General features: G+C 74.1%; 13 protein-coding genes and 1 pseudogene. 1 reads left to right on the forward strand and 13 read right to left on the reverse strand.

Translation table 11 applies throughout. The annotated features are described in order from the left end of the window. Window positions 1–88, forward strand: a pseudogene (locus ACIP60_RS08620) (ATP-binding protein); the annotation flags it as partial. A gap of 90 nt (window positions 89–178) precedes the next feature. On the opposite strand, the gene cimA reads toward ACIP60_RS08620, so the two are convergent. The 13 genes from cimA to ACIP60_RS08685 all read right to left on the reverse strand — a co-directional run bounded on the left by cimA (window position 179) and on the right by ACIP60_RS08685 (window position 21,397). Next, complete coding sequence (gene cimA / locus ACIP60_RS08625; RefSeq protein WP_400681615.1) at window positions 179–1,783, reverse strand: citramalate synthase; 1,605 nt, start codon at window positions 1,781–1,783, stop codon at window positions 179–181. Between the two features lie 329 nt (window positions 1,784–2,112). Continuing rightward, a complete protein-coding gene (locus ACIP60_RS08630; RefSeq protein ID WP_400681618.1) occupies window positions 2,113–2,679 on the reverse strand; it encodes a Uma2 family endonuclease in 567 nt (188 codons plus the stop codon). 99 nt (window positions 2,680–2,778) lie between these two features. Continuing rightward, window positions 2,779–3,891 (reverse strand): branched-chain amino acid aminotransferase, encoded by a 1,113-nt coding sequence (locus tag ACIP60_RS08635; RefSeq protein WP_400681620.1) that lies wholly within the window; start codon window positions 3,889–3,891, stop codon window positions 2,779–2,781. Between the two features lie 174 nt (window positions 3,892–4,065). After that, window positions 4,066–5,103 (reverse strand): 3-isopropylmalate dehydrogenase, encoded by a 1,038-nt coding sequence (locus ACIP60_RS08640; protein WP_111556143.1) that lies wholly within the window; start codon window positions 5,101–5,103, stop codon window positions 4,066–4,068. Between the two features lie 63 nt (window positions 5,104–5,166). After that, window positions 5,167–5,736 (reverse strand): Uma2 family endonuclease, encoded by a 570-nt coding sequence (locus ACIP60_RS08645; protein ID WP_400681623.1) that lies wholly within the window; start codon window positions 5,734–5,736, stop codon window positions 5,167–5,169. A 40-nt stretch (window positions 5,737–5,776) separates the two neighbouring features. Continuing rightward, a complete protein-coding gene (locus ACIP60_RS08650) occupies window positions 5,777–8,905 on the reverse strand; it encodes a S8 family serine peptidase (protein ID WP_400681626.1) in 3,129 nt (1,042 codons plus the stop codon). Between the two features lie 95 nt (window positions 8,906–9,000). Further along, complete coding sequence (locus ACIP60_RS08655; RefSeq protein ID WP_400681632.1) at window positions 9,001–9,171, reverse strand: hypothetical protein; 171 nt, start codon at window positions 9,169–9,171, stop codon at window positions 9,001–9,003. 279 nt (window positions 9,172–9,450) lie between these two features. Continuing rightward, on the reverse strand, window positions 9,451–11,031 hold the full coding sequence (gene serA / locus ACIP60_RS08660; protein WP_111556141.1) for a phosphoglycerate dehydrogenase: 1,581 nt from the start codon (window positions 11,029–11,031) through the stop codon (window positions 9,451–9,453). A gap of 214 nt (window positions 11,032–11,245) precedes the next feature. Beyond that, on the reverse strand, window positions 11,246–12,244 hold the full coding sequence (gene ilvC / locus ACIP60_RS08665) for a ketol-acid reductoisomerase (RefSeq protein ID WP_033214860.1): 999 nt from the start codon (window positions 12,242–12,244) through the stop codon (window positions 11,246–11,248). 108 nt (window positions 12,245–12,352) lie between these two features. Continuing rightward, window positions 12,353–12,877 carry an acetolactate synthase small subunit gene (gene ilvN / locus ACIP60_RS08670; RefSeq protein WP_100838483.1) on the reverse strand — a complete coding sequence of 175 codons (525 nt, stop codon included), beginning with the start codon at window positions 12,875–12,877 and terminating at the stop codon, window positions 12,353–12,355. 23 nt (window positions 12,878–12,900) lie between these two features. Beyond that, window positions 12,901–14,751: an acetolactate synthase large subunit gene (locus ACIP60_RS08675; RefSeq protein WP_400681634.1), complete on the reverse strand. Its 1,851-nt coding sequence runs from the start codon at window positions 14,749–14,751 to the stop codon at window positions 12,901–12,903. A 272-nt stretch (window positions 14,752–15,023) separates the two neighbouring features. Beyond that, window positions 15,024–18,068: a putative bifunctional diguanylate cyclase/phosphodiesterase gene (locus ACIP60_RS08680; RefSeq protein ID WP_400681637.1), complete on the reverse strand. Its 3,045-nt coding sequence runs from the start codon at window positions 18,066–18,068 to the stop codon at window positions 15,024–15,026. 299 nt (window positions 18,069–18,367) lie between these two features. Further along, window positions 18,368–21,397 carry an AAA family ATPase gene (locus tag ACIP60_RS08685; RefSeq protein WP_400681639.1) on the reverse strand — a complete coding sequence of 1,010 codons (3,030 nt, stop codon included), beginning with the start codon at window positions 21,395–21,397 and terminating at the stop codon, window positions 18,368–18,370. Window positions 21,398–21,462 lie beyond the last annotated feature (65 nt).

The raw sequence follows: 21,462 nt of genomic DNA on the forward strand, positions 1-21,462 counted from the left end.
CATCACCCTCGACGCCCGACGCCGCGACAGCGCCAAGAGCGCCCTCATCACACTCGTCGAACACGCCCTCCTCGCCCGACTCCGATGAAGGCCCGTCAAGGGTGGTAGTGGACACGCCAGCAGGGGGCGTGCGGAGCCTTCCGCACGCCCCCTGGGCACTTCCGCGCACCGACCGGTGCTACGGCTGCTGATCGGCCCTCAGCAGCCCGTAGGTGTACGCGTCCTCCAGCGCCACCCAGGACGCGGCGATCACGTTGTCCGCGACGCCGACCGTCGACCAGGTCCCGGTGCCGTCGGTGGACTCGATCAGCACCCGGGTCTTGGACCCGGTGCCGTGCTGGCCCTCCAGGATGCGGACCTTGTAGTCCACCAGCTCCAGCTTCGCCAGCGGCGGGTAGATCGGCTCCAGCGCCGCGCGCAGCGCCTTGTCCAGCGCGTCCACCGGGCCGTTGCCCTCGCCGGTGGCCACCTTCCGCTCGCCCTTGGCCCACAGCTTCACGGTGGCCTCGTTGCCCGCGAAGCCGTTCGGTCCCTGCTCGCTGATGGACCGCCAGGACTCCAGCGCGAAGAACCGCTGCCGCTCGCCGCCGTTCACCTCGTCGCGCAGCAGCAGCTCGAAGGAGGCGTCCGCCGCCTCGTAGGTGTAGCCGAGGTTCTCCTGCGCCTTCACCCGGGCCACCACCCGGCCCGCCAGGTCGCGGTCGCCGGTCAGGTCGTAGCCCAGCTCCTTGCCCTTCAGCTCGATCGACGCCCGACCGGCCATGTCGGACACCAGCATCCGCATGGTGTTGCCGACCAGCGCGGGGTCGATGTGCTGGTACAGGTCCGGGTCGACCTTGATCGCGGAGGCGTGCAGGCCCGCCTTGTGCGCGAACGCCGAGAAGCCGACGTACGGCTGGTGGGTGGACGGGGTCAGGTTCACCACCTCGGCGATGGCGTGCGAGATCCGGGTCATCTCGGCCAGCGCCCCGGCCGGCAGCACCCGGCGGTCGTACTTGAGCTCCAGCGCCGCCGCGACCGGGAACAGGTTGGCGTTGCCGACCCGCTCGCCGTAGCCGTTGGCGGTGCACTGCACGTGGGTGGCCCCGGCGTCGACGGCGGCCAGCGTGTTGGCGACCGCGCAGCCGGTGTCGTCCTGGGCGTGGATGCCGAGGCGGGCCCCGGTCTCGGCCAGCACGGTGGTGACGATCTCGCGCACGCCGGAGGGCAGCATGCCGCCGTTGGTGTCGCACAGCACCACCACGTCCGCGCCCGCCTCGTGCGCGGTCCGGACGACCGCCAGCGCGTACTGCGGGTTCGCCCGGTAGCCGTCGAAGAAGTGCTCGCAGTCGATGAACACCCGGCGGCCCCGGGCGCGCAGGAACTCCACGCTGTCCCGGACCATCTCCAGGTTCTCCTCCAGCGTGGTGCGCAGCGCCAGCTCCACGTGCCGGTCGTGCGACTTCGCCACCAGCGTCACCACCGGCGCGCCGGAGGCCACCAGCGCGGCCAGCTGCGGGTCCTCGGCGGCCTTCCCGCCGGCCCGGCGGGTCGCGCCGAACGCCACCAACCGGGCGTTGCGGAACTCCAGCTCGGCCTGGGCGCGGGCGAAGAACTCGGTGTCCCGGGGGTTGGCGCCGGGCCAGCCGCCCTCGATGAAACCGACACCGAACTCGTCCAGGTGGCGCGCGATGGCCAGCTTGTCCGCCACCGTGAGGTTGATGCCCTCGCGCTGGGCGCCGTCGCGGAGCGTGGTGTCGAAGACGTGGAAGCCGTCGCTGGGGCGGCTGTTGGCCTCGGTCATGGCCCTGGGTTCTCCGTTCGGTGGAGTTACTGCTGCCGGGATCGGAATCCGGCTCCACTGTCCAGCATCCCGCGCGCGTCCCCGGTGTCTCCGGCCCCCTCGTGAGGGCCCGGGCCGGTCCGGGAGGCAAAACAAAAGACCCCTCGCGGGTGCGAGAGGTCTGCGCGCGGGTCTGGACGCTCGTGGTCGCTCCGCGATCTGGGTGTAGCCGTGGAGCGGTCACTGCGGACCGGCGCGCCTGCTGCTAATCATCAGCGAAAGCGAGGACACCCTCGCAGTCTTGCACACGACCGGCGGGACGGAAGGCCCGTCTCGCCATCCGGAACGGGTCAGGCCAACCGGTCCGTCGCCAGGTCGAACCCGAACGGCTTCGGCAGCGGCAACGGGTCCCCGAACGGCACGGTGGTGGTGGCGGCGTACTCCCCGCTCTCCGGGTGGCTGTGCAGCACCACCTTGCCGGCCTTGCGGTCCACCAGCAGGTACAGCGGAATCCCCGCCGCGGCGTAGCCCTTCCGCTTGTCCCAGCGGTCCTTCGCGGGGTTGCTGGAGGTGACCTCCAGAACCATGACGATCCCGTCCGGCTTCATCCACGCGGGCCGGCCGTCGAACGCCCCCTCGTGGGCGAACGTCCCGTCGGGGATGAACCTGCCGCCGGGAACGATCAGTCCCTTGTTCCCGGCGAACGTGATGTCCGCGTCGCACAGCCGGAACACCTGGCGGACGATCCGGCCGATGGCGCCCTCGTGGTCACCGTCCGGCGGTGGCGTCACGACGATCCCTCCCTCGAAGAGCTCGGCCTTGAACCCCTCCGGGGTGTCCAGGGCGAGGAATGCCTTGAGGAGGTCGTCCTCCGGGCTGCGGTGGACGTCGGCGGTGTCGTACGTCGCGGCGCTCATCGTCACTCCCTCCGATCCGGGCTGTTCAACGAGTGGGGCGTTCCGAGGCTACCGGGCCCGGGCATTCCGCCATGAAATGCCCGGACCCGAGGTCCGGGGTCAGGCGATGGTGTGCATCCAGCCGTGGGTGTCGGGGGCCTGGCCGCCCTGGATGGCGAGCAGGGCCTCGCGGAGCTTGAGGGTGACGGGGCCGGGCTCGCCGGTGGCGACGGTCCAGTCGGCGGTGGCGGACTTGACGTGGCCGACGGGGGTGATGACGGCGGCGGTGCCGCAGGCGAAGACCTCGGTGATGGTGCCGTCGGCGTTGCCGCGCTTCCACTCGTCGGTGGAGATCCGCCGCTCCTCGGTGCGGTGGCCGAGGTCGGCGGCCAGGGCGAGCAGCGAGTCGCGGGTGATGCCGGGGAGCAGGGAGCCGGAGAGCTCGGGGGTGACGACGGTGGCGTCCTCGCCCTCGCCGAGCACGAAGTAGAGGTTCATGCCGCCCATCTCCTCGACCCACTTGTGCTCGGTGGCGTCGAGCCAGACCACCTGGTCGCAGCCCTTGGCGGCGGCCTCGGCCTGGGCGACCAGCGAGGCCGCGTAGTTGCCGGCGCACTTGGCGGCGCCGGTGCCGCCGGGCGCGGCGCGGACGTAGTCCTCGGAGAGCCAGACCGAGACCGGCTTGACCCCGCCGGAGAAGTACGCGCCGGCCGGCGAGGCGATGATCATGAAGAGGTAGGAGTTGGCGGGCCGCACGCCCAGGCCGACCTCGGTGGCGAACATGAACGGCCGCAGGTAGAGGCTCTGCTCGGGCTGGTTCGGCACCCAGTCGCGGTCCTGCTGGACGAGCAGCTCGACGGCCTCGACGAAGGTCTCGATCGGCAGCTCGGGCATCGCCAGCCGGCGGGCGGAGGCCTGGAAGCGGGCGGCGTTGGCCTCCGGGCGGAAGGTGGCGATCGAGCCGTCGGCCTGCCGGTACGCCTTGAGCCCCTCGAAGATCGACTGGCCGTAGTGCAGCGTCATGTTGGCCGGGTCGATCTCCAGCGGCGCGTACGGCGTCAGCTGGGCGTCGTGCCAGCCCAGCCCCTCGGTCCAGCGGACGGTCACCATGTGGTCGGTGAAGACGCGGCCGAAACCGGGGCTGGCCAGTCGGGCCTCGCGCTCCTCGTCGGACAGGGGGCGTGCGGAGGGCTTGAGGTCGAACGTGATGGGCGCCGGGGTGGGCGTGCTCATGGCTGTCTGTCCTTCACCGTGGGGTTGGGCTGGGCCTCCAACCGTCAGGGCGGGGGAACGCATGACGGCACGGCCCACTGTCGATACTCGCATCCAGAGGGCCGTGCCGAACAGCCGGGCGGCTGTGCTCGCGCTATGAACCGGCCCACCGGCCGGAGACTGTCTTCCGGCCGGTCAGCCGGATACTCGGGCGGCGAGCGCGTCGCCGACCTCGGAGGTGGAGCGGGCGCCGGAGCGGGCGGCGAGGTCCGCGGCGACCGCGTCCTCGACCCGGGCGGCCTCGGCGGCGAAGCCGAGGTGCTCCAGCAGCATGGCGACCGAGAGGACCGTGGCGGTCGGGTCGGCCTTGCCCTGGCCGGCGATGTCCGGGGCGGAGCCGTGCACCGGCTCGAACATCGACGGGAACTCGCCGTCCGGGTTGATGTTGCCGGACGCGGCCAGGCCGATGCCGCCGGTGACGGCCGCGGCGAGGTCGGTGATGATGTCGCCGAACAGGTTGTCGGTGACGATCACGTCGAAGCGCTCGGGCTGGGTGACGAAGAAGATCGTCGCCGCGTCCACGTGCAGGTAGTCGGTGGTGACCTCGGGGAACTCCTGGCCGACCTGCTGGAAGATCCGGGTCCACAGGTGGCCGGCGTGCACCAGCACGTTGTTCTTGTGGACCAGCGTGAGCTTCTTGCGCGGCCGGCCCTGGGCCCGGCGGTAGGCGTCCCGGACCACCCGCTCGATGCCGTACGCGGTGTTCAGCGAGACCTCGGTGGCGACCTCCTGCGGGGTGCCGGTGCGCAGCGTGCCGCCGTTGCCGACGTACGGGCCCTCGGTGCCCTCGCGGACCACCACGAAGTCGATCTCCGGGTCGCCGGCCAGCGGCGACTTCACGTTCGGGAACAGCTTGCCCGGACGCAGGTTGATGTACTGGTTGAAGGCGAAGCGCAGCTTCAGCAGCAGCCCGCGCTCCAGCACGCCGGACGGCACGCTGGGGTCGCCGATGGCGCCGAGCAGGATCGCGTCCTGCCCCTTGATCTCCTCCAGCACCGCGTCGGGAAGGGTCTCCCCCGTCCGGTGGTAGAGCCGTGCGCCGAGGTCGTACTCGGTGGTCTCCAGCTTGACGTCGGAGGGCAGGGCGGTGCGGAGCACCTTGAGGCCCTCGGCCACGACCTCCTGGCCGATGCCGTCACCCGGGATCACTGCGAGACGAATGGTGCGAGACATAAATCGGACACTACAACCCGTCCCACGGCCTGAGCACGCACCGTCCACCATCCGGACGGACGGTCAGACCAGCTCGACCTCGACCGGGAACGGGTGCTCGACCTTGAGGCGGTCGTGGAAGATGCCGGTGGGCGTGTAGTGATTGCTCGCCGGGTCCAGCTCGTAGGCGTAGACGACCGGACGGCCGTCGACGTTCTCCACCCGCCAGAAGTACCGGATGCCGGCGGCGGCGTACTTGCGGGGCTTGATCTCGCGATCGCGCGTCCGCGATTCGGGCGAGACGACCTCCACAGCGAGGAGAACGTCCTCGGCCAGGAAGTAGGTCTGCTCCTGCCCGGTGTCCGAGCCGCTGTCCACCACCACGAGGTCGGGTTCCGGCCGGTTCCGGCCATCCAGCTCGACCGTCATCTCAGGCCAGACCTCCCAGCCGTCGGGCACCGCCGCCGCCAGCGCGCCGTACAGGGCGAGGATGACTCGGATGTGGAACTTCGCCTGCGGACTCACGAAAACCAGGCCCCCGTCGATCAACTCCGTGTGCGGCGGGAGGTCCGGCAGCCGGTCCAGGTCGTCGGCCGTGTAGCCGCCCACGGGCGGGCGGAGCCAGTCCGGGTACGGGTCCGGGTCGACGCTCATCAGTGCTCCCATGGTGGGGATTCCGGCCTGTGCGACCAGGCTACCGGGCCCCTTCCCGCCCGGGGTCACCCTCTGGGGCGAGGAGCTGGACGCGGCGGCCGGTCGGGTTGAGGTGGTGGAGGACCAGGGCGGCGGGCAGGGGGGTGTGCAGGACCTGGCCGGGGTGGACGGGGGTGAGGACGGGGGTGGGGAGGGCGGGGTCGAGGGGGTAGGGGCCGAGGGTGGTGAGGGCGTCGGCGGGGTCTTCGGAGGGGGCGGTCCAGAGGGTGTAGCGGGGGTGGGTGAGCGGGGGGAGGGCGGTGAGGCGGACGGGGAGCAGGAGGGTGTCGGAGTCGAGCAGGGCGGTGTCGGTGTCGCCCCAGCGGCCGTTGAGCGGCTGGACGTCGAGTTCGGCGCCGGTGCGGGCGTCCAGGGTGCGGGCGACCAGGACGTCGCTGCCGGGGAGGCGGTCGGCGACCACGGTGGCGTCGGGGGTGCCGTCGCCGTCGGCGTCCAGCGAGGCGCGCACGCCGAGGGCGCCGGCGGGGGTGGCGGCGGGGGCCCACAGGACGGCGGCGAGGTAGAGGGTGCCGTGGCCGTCGACGGCGGCGGCGGCGCGGCGCAGGTTCGCGGAGCGCTCGGCGGGGTCGTCGACGCAGGTGTCGGTGCCGGCGGCGGGGCAGTCCGGCCAGCGCGGTCCTTCGCCGCCGGGCTGCAGGACGCTGAGCAGGCCGGGGCGCGGGGCGCCGGAGACGGCGAAGGTGGCGGCGGTGCCGAGCACGGTGGTGCCGGAGGCGGCGCGCGGGGCGGCGAACAGCGGGACGCGCAGCGGCGGGAGGGTGTCGTCGGCGGGGGTGAGGGTGAGCCGGCCGGAGAGTTCGCCGCGGTAGCTGCGGGCGTGTCCGGCCTGGAGCAGGTCGAGGGTGGGGTCGGGGGCCCGGCCGAGGTCGGGGCCGAGCCGGAGGGTGACGGTGACGGTGGCGCTGCCGTGCGGCGGCAGGTCGACCCGGGCGGGCGAGATCCCGAAGGACGCGCCGGGCAGCGCGGTGGCGGGCGCGTAGCCGGTGGCGTACGCGAGCGGGCGGTCGCCGAGGTTGCGGACGGTCACCGCGCGGGTGGCGGTGGCGGCGCCGGTGGCCTCGACCGTGCCGAAGGAGACGCCGACCGCGCCGTCGGTCTGCGCGCCGTACGCGAGCACGGGGGTGCGGACCGCGGCGTCGACCCGGACCCGGCCGCTGCCGGTGCGCTCGGGGCCGTACACCGGGCCGGTGCGGCCGTCGTGCAGGTAGGTGTCGGTGGCGGTGTCCATCAGGGCCGCCTTGACCTCGGCGGCGTCGTAGTCGGGGTGCGCGGCGCGGACCAGCGCGGCCAGGCCGGCCAGGTGCGGGGTGGCCATCGAGGTGCCGTCCTCGCGCATGCCGCCGGTGCCGGTGCCGGCCTTGGCGGACCAGACGGTCTCGCCGGGGGCGGCCAGGTCGGGCTTGACCACGCCGTCGACGCCGATGCCGCGCGAGGTGAACGGGGCCAGGGTGTCGGTGCGCTGCGGCTGGTCCTGCGGGACGGCGCCGTGCAGCGGGTTGCCGGGGGTGGCGAGGCGGACGGTGACCGGGCCGTGCGCGGCGGCGTCGAGCAGCCGCTGCCCGTCGGCGCGGGCCAGGATCGCGGCGGGGATGCGGTCGTCGCCGGCGATCTCGCCGAGGTTGTCGCCGTCGGCGGCGTAGAGCGCGCCGACGGCTCCGGCGTCGGCGGCGTGGTCGGCGCGCGGGGCGGAGCCGCAGGCCCGGTCCGGGTCCTTGGTGGTCCAGCGCAGGACGGCGACCTTGCCGCGCAGCCGGTCGGCGTCGGCGGGCGAGAAGGGCGCGCAGCCGTCCGACTGGTCGGCGGGGACGGCGAGTCGGCCGCTGACCTCGGTGTCGTCCCAGTGGGTGTACTTGCTGCTCCAGTGCGCGGGGACGTTCCCGGCCAGGGCGGCGGGGGCGAGCACGGTGACGCCGTCGGCGTCGCCGTGCGGGTCGACCGAGGCGGCGGCGGTGAGCACCCGGGCGGCGGTGCCGGGGCTGCCGCCGACGCCGTACACGTCGCCCTCGTTGCCGGCGGCGGCGACCACGACGGTGCCGAGCGCGGCGAGCCGGTCGGCGGCCAGCGCGTCGGCGTCGCCGGGGCGGCCGTAGGGGCTGCCGAGCGAGAGGTTGACCACGTCGAGGCGGTCGGACGGGTCGCCGTCGCCGTCCGGGTCGGCGGCCAGGTCGAGGGCGGCGGCGAGCTGGTCGGTGGAGCCCTCGCAGCCGAACACCTTGATCGCGTAGAGCCGGGCGCCGGGGGCCGCGCCGGGGGCGACCCGGAAGCCGGCCGGGTCCAGGCCGGGCCGGTAGGGGCCGCGGTAGGTCCCGCCGTCGGCGGTGACGCCGTACCCGGCGGCGGTGCCGGCCACGTGGGTGCCGTGGCCGTTGGCGGCGCAGTCGAGCGGGTTGTCGTCGGGGTGCGGGTCGGGCTGGTAGTGGGCGGCGGCCGGGTCGGGGTCGTAGTCGTCGCCGACCAGGTCCTTGCCGCCGACCACCTTGGCGTTGGGGAACAGCCCGGCGGGCGCGGGCGCGGCGCCGTCCACCGCGCGGTACGCCTCGGCGGTGCCGGGGCCGCCGAAGTCGGCGTGGGTGTAGTCGATGCCGGAGTCGACGACGCCGATCCGGACGCCCTCGCCGGTGCGGCCCTCGGGGCCGTCCCAGACCTGCGGGGCGCCGGTGAGCGGCACCGAGTACCCGTTGGCGCGCCGCTTGGGCGTGACGGGGCGCACCGCGCGGACCCCGGGCAGGGCGGCCAGCCGCGGCAGCTCGGCGGCGGGCAGCCGCAGGGCGAGGCCGCTGACCAGGGTGCGGGTGCGGTAGAGCGGGCGGGCGTCCGGGACGGCGCGCCGCAGGGCCGCGGTGAGCGTGTCCAACGAGCGTTCCGCGGCGACCCGTTGGGCCTGTCCGGCGGTGGCGGCGGCGCGCCGGGTCTGGTCGGGGGTGCGCAGCTCGCGGCGGGCGTCGTCCCGGGCCCGCTGCCAGGCGGTGGCGGCGGGCTCGGTGTCGAGCTCCACGAACACGGTGGTGCGGGGTCCGTCCGGGCCGGCGGCCTGAGCGGCCGAGGCGGGGACGACGGCGGCCGGGGCGAGCAGGGCGAGGGCGGCGAGGAGGCCGAGAGGGGTGCGCACGGCCCCAAGGTAGGAGCCGCCGCCGGGCCGGGCGGGGAGGTTCACCGCACGGGTGACGGTCCGTCACCCGTCCGGCGCAGCAGTGGGGTTGGTGGTCAGTCGGTCACCTGGGCGCCGTTGTCGCGGCGGTCGAGGGCGCGCTGCAGGGCGGCCGCGGTGCGCGGGTCGGCCGGGACGGCGCGGCGGCGGCGCCGGGCCGCGGGGCGGGCGGCGGTGGCGGTCTCGGCGGCGGCGGGGGCGGTGGTGCGGTCTGCGACGAACGGCATACCGGGCTCCTTGGTGCGGGGGCGCGACGGCGCGCTGGCGGGGTGAGGGGGGTACGCCGAGCAGGGATCGCCTGCCGCACCGCGTACGGGCCGTACGGGCCGCTCGCCCCGTCGTTGCGGGGGTGGCTCACCGTAGGACTACTCCACGGTACGACGGCGGGGCCGCGAGGTCAGCAGATTTACTTGGATTTCCTAGTATCTGAGACGGGGTTCACTCCCGGGTATGCGAACGGCCCTTCCGTCTCAAGGTCGGAAGGGCCGTTCGGAGCTGCCGGGGCGTCAGCCCAGGTTCACCGAGCGGGCGAACTTCGCGCCGATCGCGGTCGCGATCTCGGACAGGACCTCCGGGGAGACCTCGCTGTCCACGGTGATCGAGGCCAGCGCGCTGTCGCCGTCCCGGGCGACCTGCATGCCGGCGATGTTGATGCCCGCGTCGCCGAGGATGCGGCCCAGGGTGCCGACCACGCCGGGGCGGTCCTGGTAGTGGAAGAACGCCATGTGGTCGGTGAGCGCCACGTCGACGTCGAAGCCGTCCACGCCGACGATCTTCTGGGCCTGCTTCGGGCCGGACAGGGTGCCGGAGATCGACACCTCGCCGCCGTCGGCCAGGGTGCCGCGCACGGTGATCACGTTGCGGTGCTCGGGCGACTCGCTGGAGGTGGTCAGCCGGACCTCGACGCCGCGCTCCTGGGCGAACAGCGGGGCGTTGACGTAGGACACCGTCTCGGCCACCACGTCCTCGAACACGCCCTTGAGCGCCGAGAGTTCGAGCACCTTGACGTCGTGCTGGGTGATCTCGCCGCGGACCTCGACGTCCAGCCGGACGGCGACCTCGCCGGCCAGCGCGGTGAAGATCCGGCCGAGCTTCTCGGCCAGCGGCAGGCCCGGGCGGACGTCCTCGGCGATCACGCCGCCCTGGACGTTGACCGCGTCCGGCACCAGCTCGCCGGCCAGCGCCAGGCGCACCGACCTGGCGACCGCGATGCCGGCCTTCTCCTGCGCCTCGTCGGTGGAGGCGCCCAGGTGCGGGGTGGCGACCACGTTGTCGAAGGCGAACAGCGGCGAGTCGGTGCACGGCTCCTTGGCGTACACGTCCAGGCCGGCGCCGGCGACCCGGCCCTCCTGGAGCGCGCGCAGCAGCGCGTCCTCGTCGACGATGCCGCCGCGGGCCGCGTTGACGATCCGCACGCTCGGCTTGACCTTGTGCAGCGCCTCGTCGCCGATCAGGCCGATGGTCTCCGGGGTCTTCGGGAGGTGGACGGTGATGAAGTCCGCGACCTCCAGCAGCTCCTCCAGGGAGAGCAGCTTGACGCCCATCTGGGCCGCGCGGGCGGCCTGGATGTAGGGGTCGTACGCGACGATCTTCATGCCGAACGCGGACATCCGCTGCGCGACCAGCACGCCGATCCGGCCGAGGCCGACCACGCCGAGCACCTTCTCGCTCAGCTCGACGCCGGTGTACTTGTTGCGCTTCCACTCGCCGCCCTTGAGCGCGGCGTTGGCGGGCGCGATGTTGCGGGCGACCGAGATCAGCAGGCCGCAGGCCAGCTCGGCGGCGGTGACGATGTTCGAGGTCGGCGCGTTGACGACCATCACGCCGGCCTTGGTGGAGGCGGCCACGTCCACGTTGTCCAGGCCGACGCCGGCCCGGGCGACGACCTTCAGCTTCTTGGCGGCGGCCAGCGCCTCGGCGTCCACCTTGGTGGCGGAGCGGATCAGGACGGCGTCGACGTCGGCGATCGCGGTCAGCAGCTCGGTGCGGTCGGCGCCGTTGCAGTGCCGGATCTCGAAGTCGGGGCCCAGCGCGTCGACGGTGGCGGGCGACAGCTCTTCGGCGATCAGTACGACAGATTTGCTCACGACAGTGTGTCCTTAACTGTCCGGTTCACCCCGCCGCACGGAGGTGGCGCGCACAGGGCGGGGGGAAGGTGGCATGTCGCGTAGCTAGACGCACGACGCTGTGGGCCTGACGCGTGGTTCGGAGTCTATCGGCGGGGTGGTACGGGGACTGCTCCCGTCCGGCGAAATCACCCGGACGGGAACAGCCTTGTTGTACAACCGGGAGGAGGCGGGATCAGGCCTCCTGGTCCACCCAGCTCATCAGCTTGCGGAGCTTCTTGCCGGTGGTCTCCAGCAGGTGCTCGCTGTCCGCGTTCTTGTACTCGTTGTACTTCGGCAGGCCCGCCTTGTACTCGGCGATCCAGGTGTTGGCGAAGGTGCCGTCCTGGATCTCGGCGAGGACCTTCTTCATCTCGGCCTTGGTGTCGGCGGTGATGATGCGGGGGCCGGTCACGTAGTCGCCCCACTCGGCGGTCTCGGAGACCGACCAGCGCATCTTCTCCAGGCCGCCCTCGTACATCAGGTCGACGATGAGCTTCAGCTCGTGCAGGCACTCGAAGTAGGCGATCTCGGGCTGGTAGCCCGCCTCGACCAGGGTCTCGAAACCGGCCTTGACCAGGGCGGCGGTGCCACCGCAGAGGACGGCCTGCTCACCGAACAGGTCGGTCTCGGTCTCCTCGGTGAAGGTGGTCTTGATGACGCCGGCCTTGGTGCCGCCGATGCCCTTGGCGTACGACAGCGCCAGGTCGAAGGCCTTGCCGGTGGCGTCCTGCTCGACGGCCACGATGCAGGGGACGCCGCGGCCCTCCTGGTACTGGCGGCGGACCAGGTGGCCCGGGCCCTTCGGGGCGACCATGCAGACGTCGACGTCGGCCGGCGGCTGGATGAAGCCGAAGCGGATGTTCAGGCCGTGGCCGAAGAACAGCGCGTCGCCCGCCTTCAGGTTCGGCTCGATCGCGTCCTTGTAGACGTCGGCCTGGATCGGGTCCGGCACCAGGATCATGATGACGTCGGCCTCGGCCGCGGCCTCGGACGGGGTCACCACGCGCAGGCCCGCCTCCTGGGCGGCGGCGCGGGACTTGGAGCCCTCCAGCAGACCGACCCGGACGTCCACGCCCGAGTCGCGCAGCGACAGCGCGTGGGCGTGGCCCTGGCTGCCGTAGCCGATGACCGCGACCTTGCGGCCCTGGATGATGGACAGGTCGGCGTCGTCTTCGTAGAACAGCTCGGCCACGGGGGCACATCTCCTTGCGTGGTGGTGGTGCCGGGGGTTCCTACCGTAGGCCCACCCGGCGGACTTCGACGGCAGTGCTCAGTTGGTAAGACGGTGGTGGCGGGCGGGTCAGGCGGAGCGGTCGAGGGCGCGCAGCGAGCGGTCCGTGATGGAGCGGGCGCCCCGGCCGATCGCGACCAGGCCGGACTGCACCAACTCCTTGACTCCGTACGGCTCCAGCATCCGCAGCATGGCCTCCAGCTTGTCCGAGGAGCCGGTGGCCTCGATGGTCACCGCGTCGGGCGACACGTCGACGGTCTTGGCGCGGAACAGCTGGACGATCTCGGTGACCTGGGAGCGGGTCTCCGCGTCGGCCCGGACCTTGACCAGGACCAGCTCGCGCTGGACCGCCTGGGACTGGTCCAGCTCGACGATCTTGATCACGTTGACCAGCTTGTTGAGCTGCTTGGTGACCTGCTCCAGCGGCAGCTCCTCCACGTTGACCACGATGGTCATCCGGGAGATGTCGGGGTGCTCGGTCGGGCCGACCGCGAGCGAGTCGATGTTGAACCCGCGGCGGGAGAACAGCGCGGCGATCCGGGCGAGCACGCCGGGCTTGTTCTCGACCAGGACGGACAGGGTGTGCTTGGACATGGTGGTCATCGCTTTCTAGTCCGTCAGTCCAGGTCGTCGCCGAAGTCGGGGCGCACGCCCCGGGCGAACTGGATCTCGTCGTTGCTGGTGCCGGCCGCGACCATCGGCCAGACCATCGCGTCCTGGTGGACGATGAAGTCGATGACCACCGGGCGGTCGTTGATCTCCATCGCCTGCTTGATCACGGCGTCCAGGTCCTCCGGGCGCTCGCAGCGCAGGCCGACCGCGCCCATCGCCTCGGAGAGCAGCACGAAGTCCGGGACGCGGGTGCCCTGGGCGGGCGGCTCGATGCCGTCGTGGTCCGGGCCCGCGTGCAGCACGGTGTTGGAGTAGCGCTGGTTGTAGAACAGCGTCTGCCACTGGCGGACCATGCCCAGCGAGCCGTTGTTGATCACCGCGACCTTGATCGGGAGGTTGTTCAGGGTGCAGGTGGTCAGTTCCTGGTTGGTCATCTGGAAGCAGCCGTCGCCGTCGATCGCCCAGACCGGGACGTCGGGCCGGCCGGCCTTGGCGCCCATCGCGGCCGGGACGGCGTAGCCCATCGTCCCGGCGCCGCCGGAGTTCAGCCAGGTGGCGGGCTTCTCGAACCGGATGAACTGGCTGGCCCACATCTGGTGCTGGCCGACGCCCGCGGCGTAGATCGCGTCCGGGCCGACCAGCTGGCCGATCCGCTCGATCACCTGCTGCGGGGAGAGCTCGCCCTCGGGGGCCGGCTCGTAGCCCAGCGGGTAGGTCTTCTTCCACTCGTTCAGCCGGACCCACCACTCGGTGTAGTCGCCCCGGCGGCCGGCGTCGAACTCGGCCTGGACGGCGACGATCAGGTCGGCCAGCACCTCGCGGGCGTCGCCGACGATCGGGACGTCCGCCGCGCGGTTCTTGCCGATCTCGGCGGGGTCGATGTCCGCGTGCACGACCTTGGCGTGCGGGGCGAAGGAGTCGAGCCTGCCGGTGACCCGGTCGTCGAAGCGGGCGCCCAGGGCGAACAGCAGGTCGCTCTTCTGCAGCGCGGTGACGGCGGGGACCGAGCCGTGCATGCCGGGCATGCCCAGGTGCTGCGGGTGGCTGTCCGGGAAGACGCCGATCGCCATCAGGGTGGTGATCACCGGCGCGCCGGTCAGCTCGGCCAGGATGCGCAGCTCGGCGCCCGCGTTGGCCTTGAGCACGCCGCCGCCGACGTACAGCACCGGGCGCTTGGCGTTGACCAGTAGCTTGGCGGCCTCGCGGATCTGCTTGGCGTGCGGCTTGGTGACGGGGCGGTAGCCGGGCAGCGCGGTCTCGACCGGCCAGCGGAAGACGGTCTGCGACTGGAGGGCGTCCTTGGCGATGTCGACCAGGACCGGGCCGGGGCGGCCGGTGGCGGCGATGTGGAACGCCTCGGCGATGACCCGGGGGATCTCGGCCGGGTCGGTCACCAGGTAGTTGTGCTTGGTGATCGGCATGGTGATGCCGCAGATGTCCGCCTCCTGGAAGGCGTCCGTGCCGATCGCCTTGGAGGCGACCTGGCCGGTGATCGCGACGATCGGCACCGAGTCCATGTACGCGTCGGCGATCGGGGTGACCAGGTTGGTCGCGCCGGGGCCGGAGGTGGCCATGCAGACGCCGACCCGGCCGGTGGCCTGCGCGTAGCCGGTCGCGGCGTGGCCGGCGCCCTGCTCGTGGCGGACCAGGATGTGGCGGACCTTGGTGGAGTCCATCAGCGGGTCGTACGCGGGGAGGATCGCCCCACCCGGGATGCCGAACACGGTGTCGGCGCCCACGGCTTCGAGCGAGCGGATGAGCGACTGCGCGCCGGTCATGGTCTCGGTGGTCTGGGGACCCGGAGCGTGCGCGGCCGGGTGGTCCCCGCGGCGGGGGGTTGCGGCGTGCTCAGTCATCTGCCTGTCTCTTCTCGGGTTCTGCTCGGGGGGCGACGGTCCGGGCGGCGAACGGTCCCGGCCGGTCTCCGGCGCTGCCTCAATCGTCCGGATTTCAGGTGGTTGAGGCCAGGTGCGGGGCGAGGGCCAACCAGCATTCGTGCAACAAAAAACCCCTCGTGCCAAGGGCATGCGAGGGGGAGGCGCGTCAGGCTGGTTCAGCCGACGCGCCCGCCAAGTACGAGAATTCGGGTGGTCATGGCACCGACCTTCCTCCCACGCGGTGGCGGGTGTCAAGCCGGTGGGACCGCCGTCTCACCATGCGGGCCGCCGCTCGGACCGCCCACCGGATGCCGTTGTGGCAGGTCGAGGCCGGTGTGCGGGGAGCCCGGGCGGACGGTGGCGGCCTCGGCCAGACCACCCGTCCGCGGGTCGGGGGTGAGCAGCGGACGGCGGCCCGTCCCGCCCTGGGGCTGCCGCGGCACCGGGTAGCCGCGGCGCAGCAGGGCGCGGCGCAGACGCAGTTCGTCCAGCGGCCGGTCGAAGGCCAGGCCCTGGCCGCGGCGGCAGCCCAGCTCCTGCAGGACGGCCACCTGCCGGGGGTGGTCCACCCCGTCGGCGCCGGTGGCCAGGCCGAGGTCGCGGGCCAGCCGCAGCGCGTGGCCGGCCAGCGCGCGGGTCAGGGTGGACTCGGCGATGTCCTGCACCAGGCTGCGGTCGAGCTTGAGCGCGTCGAACGGGAGCCGGGCCAGCGCGCCCAGCGAGCCGCCGCCGGCGCCGAACCCGGCCAGCGCGGTGGACACCCCGAGGCGGCGCAGCGCGGCCAGCCGGCGGCCGAGTTCGTCGGCCGTCGCGTCCGGCCCGGTCCGGGCCACCTCCAGCACCAGCAGCTCGGGCGGCAGCCCGGTGTCGCGCAGCGCGGCGGCCAGCGTCTCGTACAGGCCGGGGGCGCAGATCCGCTCGGCGGCGAGCCGGACGGTGACCGGGACGGGCGGGGCGGCCGGGCCGTCGGTGCGGCGGCGGGCGGCGGCGGCGACCGCCTCGGTGAGCAGCCAGCGGGTGAACCGGGTGGCGGCGTCGCCGGATTCGGCGGTGCGCAGGAACTCGGCGGGGGTGAGCAGCAGTCCGCCGGTCGAGCGCCAGCGGGCCTGCGCCTCGACGCCGGTGAGCCGGCCGCCCGCGAGTTCGACCACCGGCTGGTGGAGCAGGGTGAAGGAGCCCTCCCGGACGGCGGCCCGCAGCCGCTCCTCCAGCTCGCCGCGGCGGTCGAGCTCGGCGCGCATCGCCGGGGTGTAGAGCACCACCCGGCCCTTGCCGCGGGACTTGGCCTGGTACATCGCCAGGTCGGCGTTGCGCAGCAGCTCGTCGGCGGCGGCCGCGGCGGGCCCCTCGGCGCCGTCCCGGCCCCGGCGGGCGGCGTTCCGGCCGCCGGGCTCCCTGGCACCGGCGCCCTCGTTCCCCGCGTCCCCGCTCCCCGCGTCCGGGCGGGCCGAGGCGGGCGCGGGTTCGGGCACCGGCAGCGGGGCGTCGGGGCCGAAGGCGATGCCGATCGAGGCGGCGACGCCGAGTTCGGCCCCGCCGATCCAGTACGGCTCGGAGAGCGCGCCGCGGATCCGCTCGGCCAGGTCGCGGACCTGCGGGTGGCCGAGCCGGCCGCGCACCAGCACCGCGAACTCGTCGCCGCCGAACCGGGCCACGGTGTCCTCGCCGCGGACGGCGGACTGCAGCCGGCGGGCGGCCTGCACCAGCAGTTCGTCGCCGACCTGGTGCCCGGCGCTGTCGTTGACCGCCTTGAAGCCGTCCAGGTCGAGGAAGAGCACCGCGACGGTGGTGCCGACCGGGCCCTGCGCGGAGAGCGCGGCCCGGACCCGCTGGGCGAACAGGGCCCGGTTGGGCAGGTCGGTGAGCGGGTCGTGGAAGGCGTTGTGCTGGAGCTGGGCCTGCAGCCGGACCCGCTCGGTGATGTCGCGGCTGTTCAGGATCAGGCCGTCCCGGTACGGGTTGACGGTGGACTCCACGTGCAGCCACTCCCCCTCGCCGGAGCGGATCCGGCACTCGACCCGGGCGGAGGGCTCGCCGTTGCTGAACCTGGCCCCCCTGGTGCGGGCCAGGATGCGGCGGACCTCGGCCAGCACCCGGTCGACGTCCTCGGGGTGGACCAGGTTGAGCAGGTTGCCGCCGACCAGGTCCTCCGGGTCCCGGTTGTAGACCCGCAGCGCGGCGGGGCTGACGTAGGACAGCGCACCGGACGGCCCGGCGATCATGATGACGTCGCTGGAGCCCTGCACCAGGGAGCGGAAGTGCGCCTCCTTGGTGGCGAGTTCCTGCGCCAGCGAGAGGTTGTCCAGCAGCATCACGCCCTGCCGGACGATCAGCGCCAGGCCGACGGTGCTGGCGGCGGCCAGCATCACCCGGTCCAGCGGGCGGCCGCCGAGCGCGTTGTAGAGGATGCCCGCGGTGCACACCGCCGCCGCCGCGTACGGGGTGAGCGCGCTGAAGGTGGAGGACACCCGGCGGCGCGGCAGGCCCTGGGCGGACGGGTGCTCGCGGGACGGGCGGCGGCGGTGCTGCCAGGGGGCCCAGGCCAGCAGCAGCGAGCCGGCGAACCAGCCCGCGTCCAGCAGTTCGCCGGAGTGGTAGTCGCTGTGGAACTGCGGGGTGGTGAACAGCGCGTCGCAGACCACGGTCAGCGCCAGGCCGAGCATCGCGGTGTGCACCGCCGTCCGGTTGCCGTCCCGGCCCCGGAAGCGCAGCCCGACCACCAGGCTGACCAGCAGGATGTCCAGCACCGGGTAGCCCAGGCCGAGGGCCAGCTTCAGCGGGTCGTCGCCGTCGCCGGCCGCGACCCGGCCCAGCGCCAGGCTCCAGCTGAGCGTGAACAGCGAGCCGGCCACCAGCCAGCCGTCCAGCACCAGGCAGAGCCAGCCGGCCGGGGTGCGCGGGCGCTGGGCCAGCACCAGCAGGCCGATGATGGCCAGCGGGGCGAACAGCAGGAAGGTGTAGTCGGCCAGCGAGTCCGGCGGCAGCGGCCGGCGGAGCACCACCTCGTACCAGCCCCAGGCGCCGTTGCCGAGCGCGACCATCGCCGAGGAGAGCCCGAACAGCAGCCAGGCCGGCCGGGTGTGGCCGCCCACCGCGACGCCGTGCGCCAGACAGGACAGGGCGGCCACGAGGGCCGCCCCGGCGAGACCGAAGTCCCCCATCACCAGCGCGAGTTCACTCGATCCCCAGCCGACGGCGGCGCCGGCGGCGTACCCGGCGCAGAGCACCGCGAGCAGCCCGGCCGTCAGGCGGCGGAGCGGGGGACGGGCAGGCGGCGCCGACTCGGTGGAGTTCAATCGACATCTCCCCCTCCGGCCCGCGGCCGTACCGGTGTTCCCGCTTCGGACCCTACACCACTGCGGTCACGCACTGGCACGTCCGCTCAACTTAGAGTAATGAACCGCAGGTGGCGCGGAGCCGGTTGGCGGCGGGATCGCCCGTTCGGCTCAGGCGGACCGGGGCGGCGGCGGTGCCGGGGGCGGTGCCCGGAGCGGTGCCCGGCGGGCACGCGGCAGGCCCGGGGCGGCCTGGGGACGGCCTCGGGGCGGGGTCGGAACGGGGTCGGAACGGGGCCGGGCGGGTGCGTGACGGGGGTTCAGGAGCCGCTGGTGGCGGGCTCCTCCTCCGGGAAGAGCCGCAGCCGGTGGGCCAGCGCGGCGGCCTCGCCGCGGCCGCCGACGGCGAGCTTGGCCAGGATGTTGGAGACGTGCACGCTGGCGGTCTTCGGCGAGATGAACAGTTCTTCGGCGATCTGCCGGTTGCTCCGGCCCAGGGTGAGCTGGCGCAGCACGTCCCGCTCGCGCGGGGTGAGGCCGAGGCCCGGGTCGGTGCCGGCGACGGCCCGGCGGGCCAGGCCGAGCCGGCCGGCCAGCAGTTCGGCGTCCCGGCGGGTGGTCAGGTCGCCGCGGTGGCGGGCGAGTTCGGCGGCCTCGTGCAGCAGGTCGGCGGCGGCCTCCCGGCCGCCGCCGGCGGCGGCGTCCTCGGCGGCGCGCAGCAGGGCCAGCGCGAGCGGGCCGGGCAGGGCGGCGGCGCGCAGTTCGGTGACGGCCCGCTGCCGGTGGTCGGCGGTGGGGCGGCCGGCGGCGCGGGCGAGTTCGCCGGCCAGCAGGGCGGCCCAGCCGCGGTCGAGGGCGCAGCGCGGGGTGAGCCGGGCGGCCTCGGCGGCGATCCGGGCGAGGGCGGCCTCTCCCTCGGGGGTGCGCGGGTGCTGGTCGGCCTCGGCCTCGGCGGCGTGGGTGAGCAGCGGGAACAGGTGGCCGCCCTGCCGGGTCAGCACGGTGCCGTCGAGTGCCTCGGCGAGCCGGTCGCGGGCCTGTTCGGGACGGCCGAGCCGGACGGCGAGCCGGACCCCGAGGGTGGCGGTGGGCAGGACGTGCTGGGGCTGGGCGCCGCCGCCGCCGCTGGCGTGGGCGGCGGCCCAGTGGGTCTCGGCCTCGGCCAGGTCGCCGCGGAGCAGGGCGAGTTCGCCGCGCAGCCGGTCCATGAACTCGCCGTGGGTGTCGGCCTCCGGCTTGTCGTCCCAGTCGGCGAGGACGGCGGCGGCCTCCTCGGTGCGGCCGGCGGCGAGCAGCGCCTCGGCGAGGTTGCCGGTGAGGATCGGGCCGGTGTTGAGCATCAGCCCGCTGCGGCGGGCGGCCTCCAGGCCCTGCCGGGCGGCGGTGGCGGCCTCCTCGGCGCGGCCGACCGAGAGCAGCAGGCTGGCCAGGTTGTTCAGGCCGCGGGTGTGCACGTCGGCGTTGCCGAGCGGGCGGGCCTGTTCGACGGCGGCGGCGAGCAGGGCGACGGCCCGTTCGGCGTCCGCGGAGTCGCCGAGCAGTCCGGCCAGGGTGACCCGGGCGTGCACCTCGACGGAGGGCGCGTCGGCCTGGCGGGCGACGTCCACGGCCCGTTCGGCGGTGGCGACGGCGGCGGGGCCGGGGTTGCGGAGCAGGGCGTGGGCGGCCTCCAGGGCGAGCGCCTCGGCCTGCACGGCGGACGGGCCGAGGTCCTGGACCAGCCGCTGGGCGTACTGGATCTCCTCCAGGCCGCCGCTGCGCTTGAGCTGGTCGAGCATCTTGGCGCGCTGGAGCCGGAACCAGGCGGCGCGCAGCGGGTTGCCGGCCTCGTCGACCAGGGCGAGGGCGCGGCGGGCCAGGCCCTGGCCGCGGTCGCGGTCGCCGGCCCGGCGGGCGGCGACCACCGCTTCGGCCAGGACGTCGACGAGTTGCAGCCGCTCGCAGTCCTCGTGCTCGCCGTCGTCGCAGGCGCAGGGCGGGTAGGTCTCGGCCCAGTCGTAGGGGCGCAGGGTGGTGGCGAGGGTCTGTTCGGAGACGGTGTCCCAGAGTTCGACGGCCCGTTCGAGCATGGTGAGCTGTTCGGCGAAGGCGTTGCGGCGGCGGGCGGCCCGGGCGGCGTCGAGGGCGGCGGGCAGCGCCCGGGCGGGCTGGTGGGCGTGGTACCAGTAGTCGGCGAGCCGGGCGGTGCGCTGTTCGGCCCGGACGAGTTCCGGGTCGGCCTCCAGGACGGTGGCGAACCGCCGGTTGACGGCCTGCCGTTCGCCGGGCAGCAGGTCGTCGGAGACCGCCTCGCGGACCAGCGCGTGCCGGAACCGGTAGCCCTCGCCGTCGGTGTCGGGGCGCAGGATGTTGGCGCCGACGGCGGTGCGCAGGGCGGCGATCAGCGCGTCCTCGCCGGTGCGGGGGCCGCCGGGGCCGCTCTCGGCGACCACGGCGGCGAGCAGCGCGTGCTCGATCCGGGAGCCGCCCTCGGCGGCGATCCGGACGACCCGCTGGGCCTCCTCGGGCAGCGCCTCGACCCGGACCAGCAGGATGTCGCGCAGCGATTCGGTGACGCAGGCCAGGCAGCCGTCGCGGTAGGCGGCGGCGAGCTCCTCGACGAAGAACGGGTTGCCCTCGGAGCGGCGGTGGATCCGGTCCACCACGTCCCGGCCGGGGGTCTCGGGGCCGAGGATGCCGGCCAGCTGGGCGGCCACCTCGGGCCGGTCCAGGCGCTCCAGTTCGATCCGCTGGACGGTGCGCAGCCGCTCCAGTTCGGCCAGGAACGGCCGCAGCGGGTGGCGGCGGTGCAGGTCGTCGGTGCGGTAGGTGGCGACGATCAGCACCCGGGAGCGGTGCAGGGTGCGGACCAGGTAGGCGAGCAGCTCCCGGGTGGAGCGGTCCGACCAGTGCAGGTCCTCGATGGCCAGCACCAGCGTCCGGTCCCCGGCCAGCCGCTCGAACAGCCGGGCGGTGTGCTCGAACAGCCGGGCCCGGCCGTACTCGTCGTTGCCCTCCCCGTCGGTCTCCCCGAAGTCCGGCAGCAGCCGGGCGAGGTGGCCCTCCAGCCCGGCGGCGGCGGCGTCCAGCTCCGGCCCGAGCCGCCGGTGCAGGCGGCGCAGCGCCGCCGAGAGCGGGCCGTACGGCAGGCCCTCGGCGCCGACCTCCAGGCAGGCGCCGAGCGCGGTGACCGCGCCGTCCGCCTCGGCCCGGGCCAGGAACTCCTCCAGCAGCCGGGTCTTGCCGACCCCCGCCTCGCCGCCGACCAGCACGGCCTGCGGCTCCCCCGCCCCCGCCCGGTCCAGCCCGGCACCGAGCAGGCCGCTCTCCCGGCCGCGTCCGACGAAGACCGGGCTGACTGTCTGCTCCATGCCGGTGAGCATGCCACAGCCCTCGGACGCGGCCGAGCGGTTATCCCGGCCGTCGGACCGGCCGG

This window comes from Kitasatospora sp. NPDC088783, from assembly GCF_044750705.1.
Lineage (GTDB): Bacteria > Actinomycetota > Actinomycetes > Streptomycetales > Streptomycetaceae > Kitasatospora > Kitasatospora fiedleri.

What these genes read in the sequence shown, in the direction of transcription:
- cimA (WP_400681615.1), bottom strand. Translation starts at nt 1,783, where the DNA reads ATGACCGAGGCCAACAGCCGCCCCAGCGACGGCTTCCACGTCTTCGAC.
- ACIP60_RS08630 (WP_400681618.1), bottom strand. Translation starts at nt 2,679, where the DNA reads ATGAGCGCCGCGACGTACGACACCGCCGACGTCCACCGCAGCCCGGAG.
- ACIP60_RS08635 (WP_400681620.1), bottom strand. Translation starts at nt 3,891, where the DNA reads ATGAGCACGCCCACCCCGGCGCCCATCACGTTCGACCTCAAGCCCTCC.
- ACIP60_RS08640 (WP_111556143.1), bottom strand. Translation starts at nt 5,103, where the DNA reads ATGTCTCGCACCATTCGTCTCGCAGTGATCCCGGGTGACGGCATCGGC.
- ACIP60_RS08645 (WP_400681623.1), bottom strand. Translation starts at nt 5,736, where the DNA reads ATGAGCGTCGACCCGGACCCGTACCCGGACTGGCTCCGCCCGCCCGTG.
- ACIP60_RS08655 (WP_400681632.1), bottom strand. Translation starts at nt 9,171, where the DNA reads ATGCCGTTCGTCGCAGACCGCACCACCGCCCCCGCCGCCGCCGAGACC.
- ilvN (WP_100838483.1), bottom strand. Translation starts at nt 12,877, where the DNA reads ATGTCCAAGCACACCCTGTCCGTCCTGGTCGAGAACAAGCCCGGCGTG.
- ACIP60_RS08675 (WP_400681634.1), bottom strand. Translation starts at nt 14,751, where the DNA reads ATGACTGAGCACGCCGCAACCCCCCGCCGCGGGGACCACCCGGCCGCG.
- ACIP60_RS08685 (WP_400681639.1), bottom strand. Translation starts at nt 21,397, where the DNA reads ATGGAGCAGACAGTCAGCCCGGTCTTCGTCGGACGCGGCCGGGAGAGC.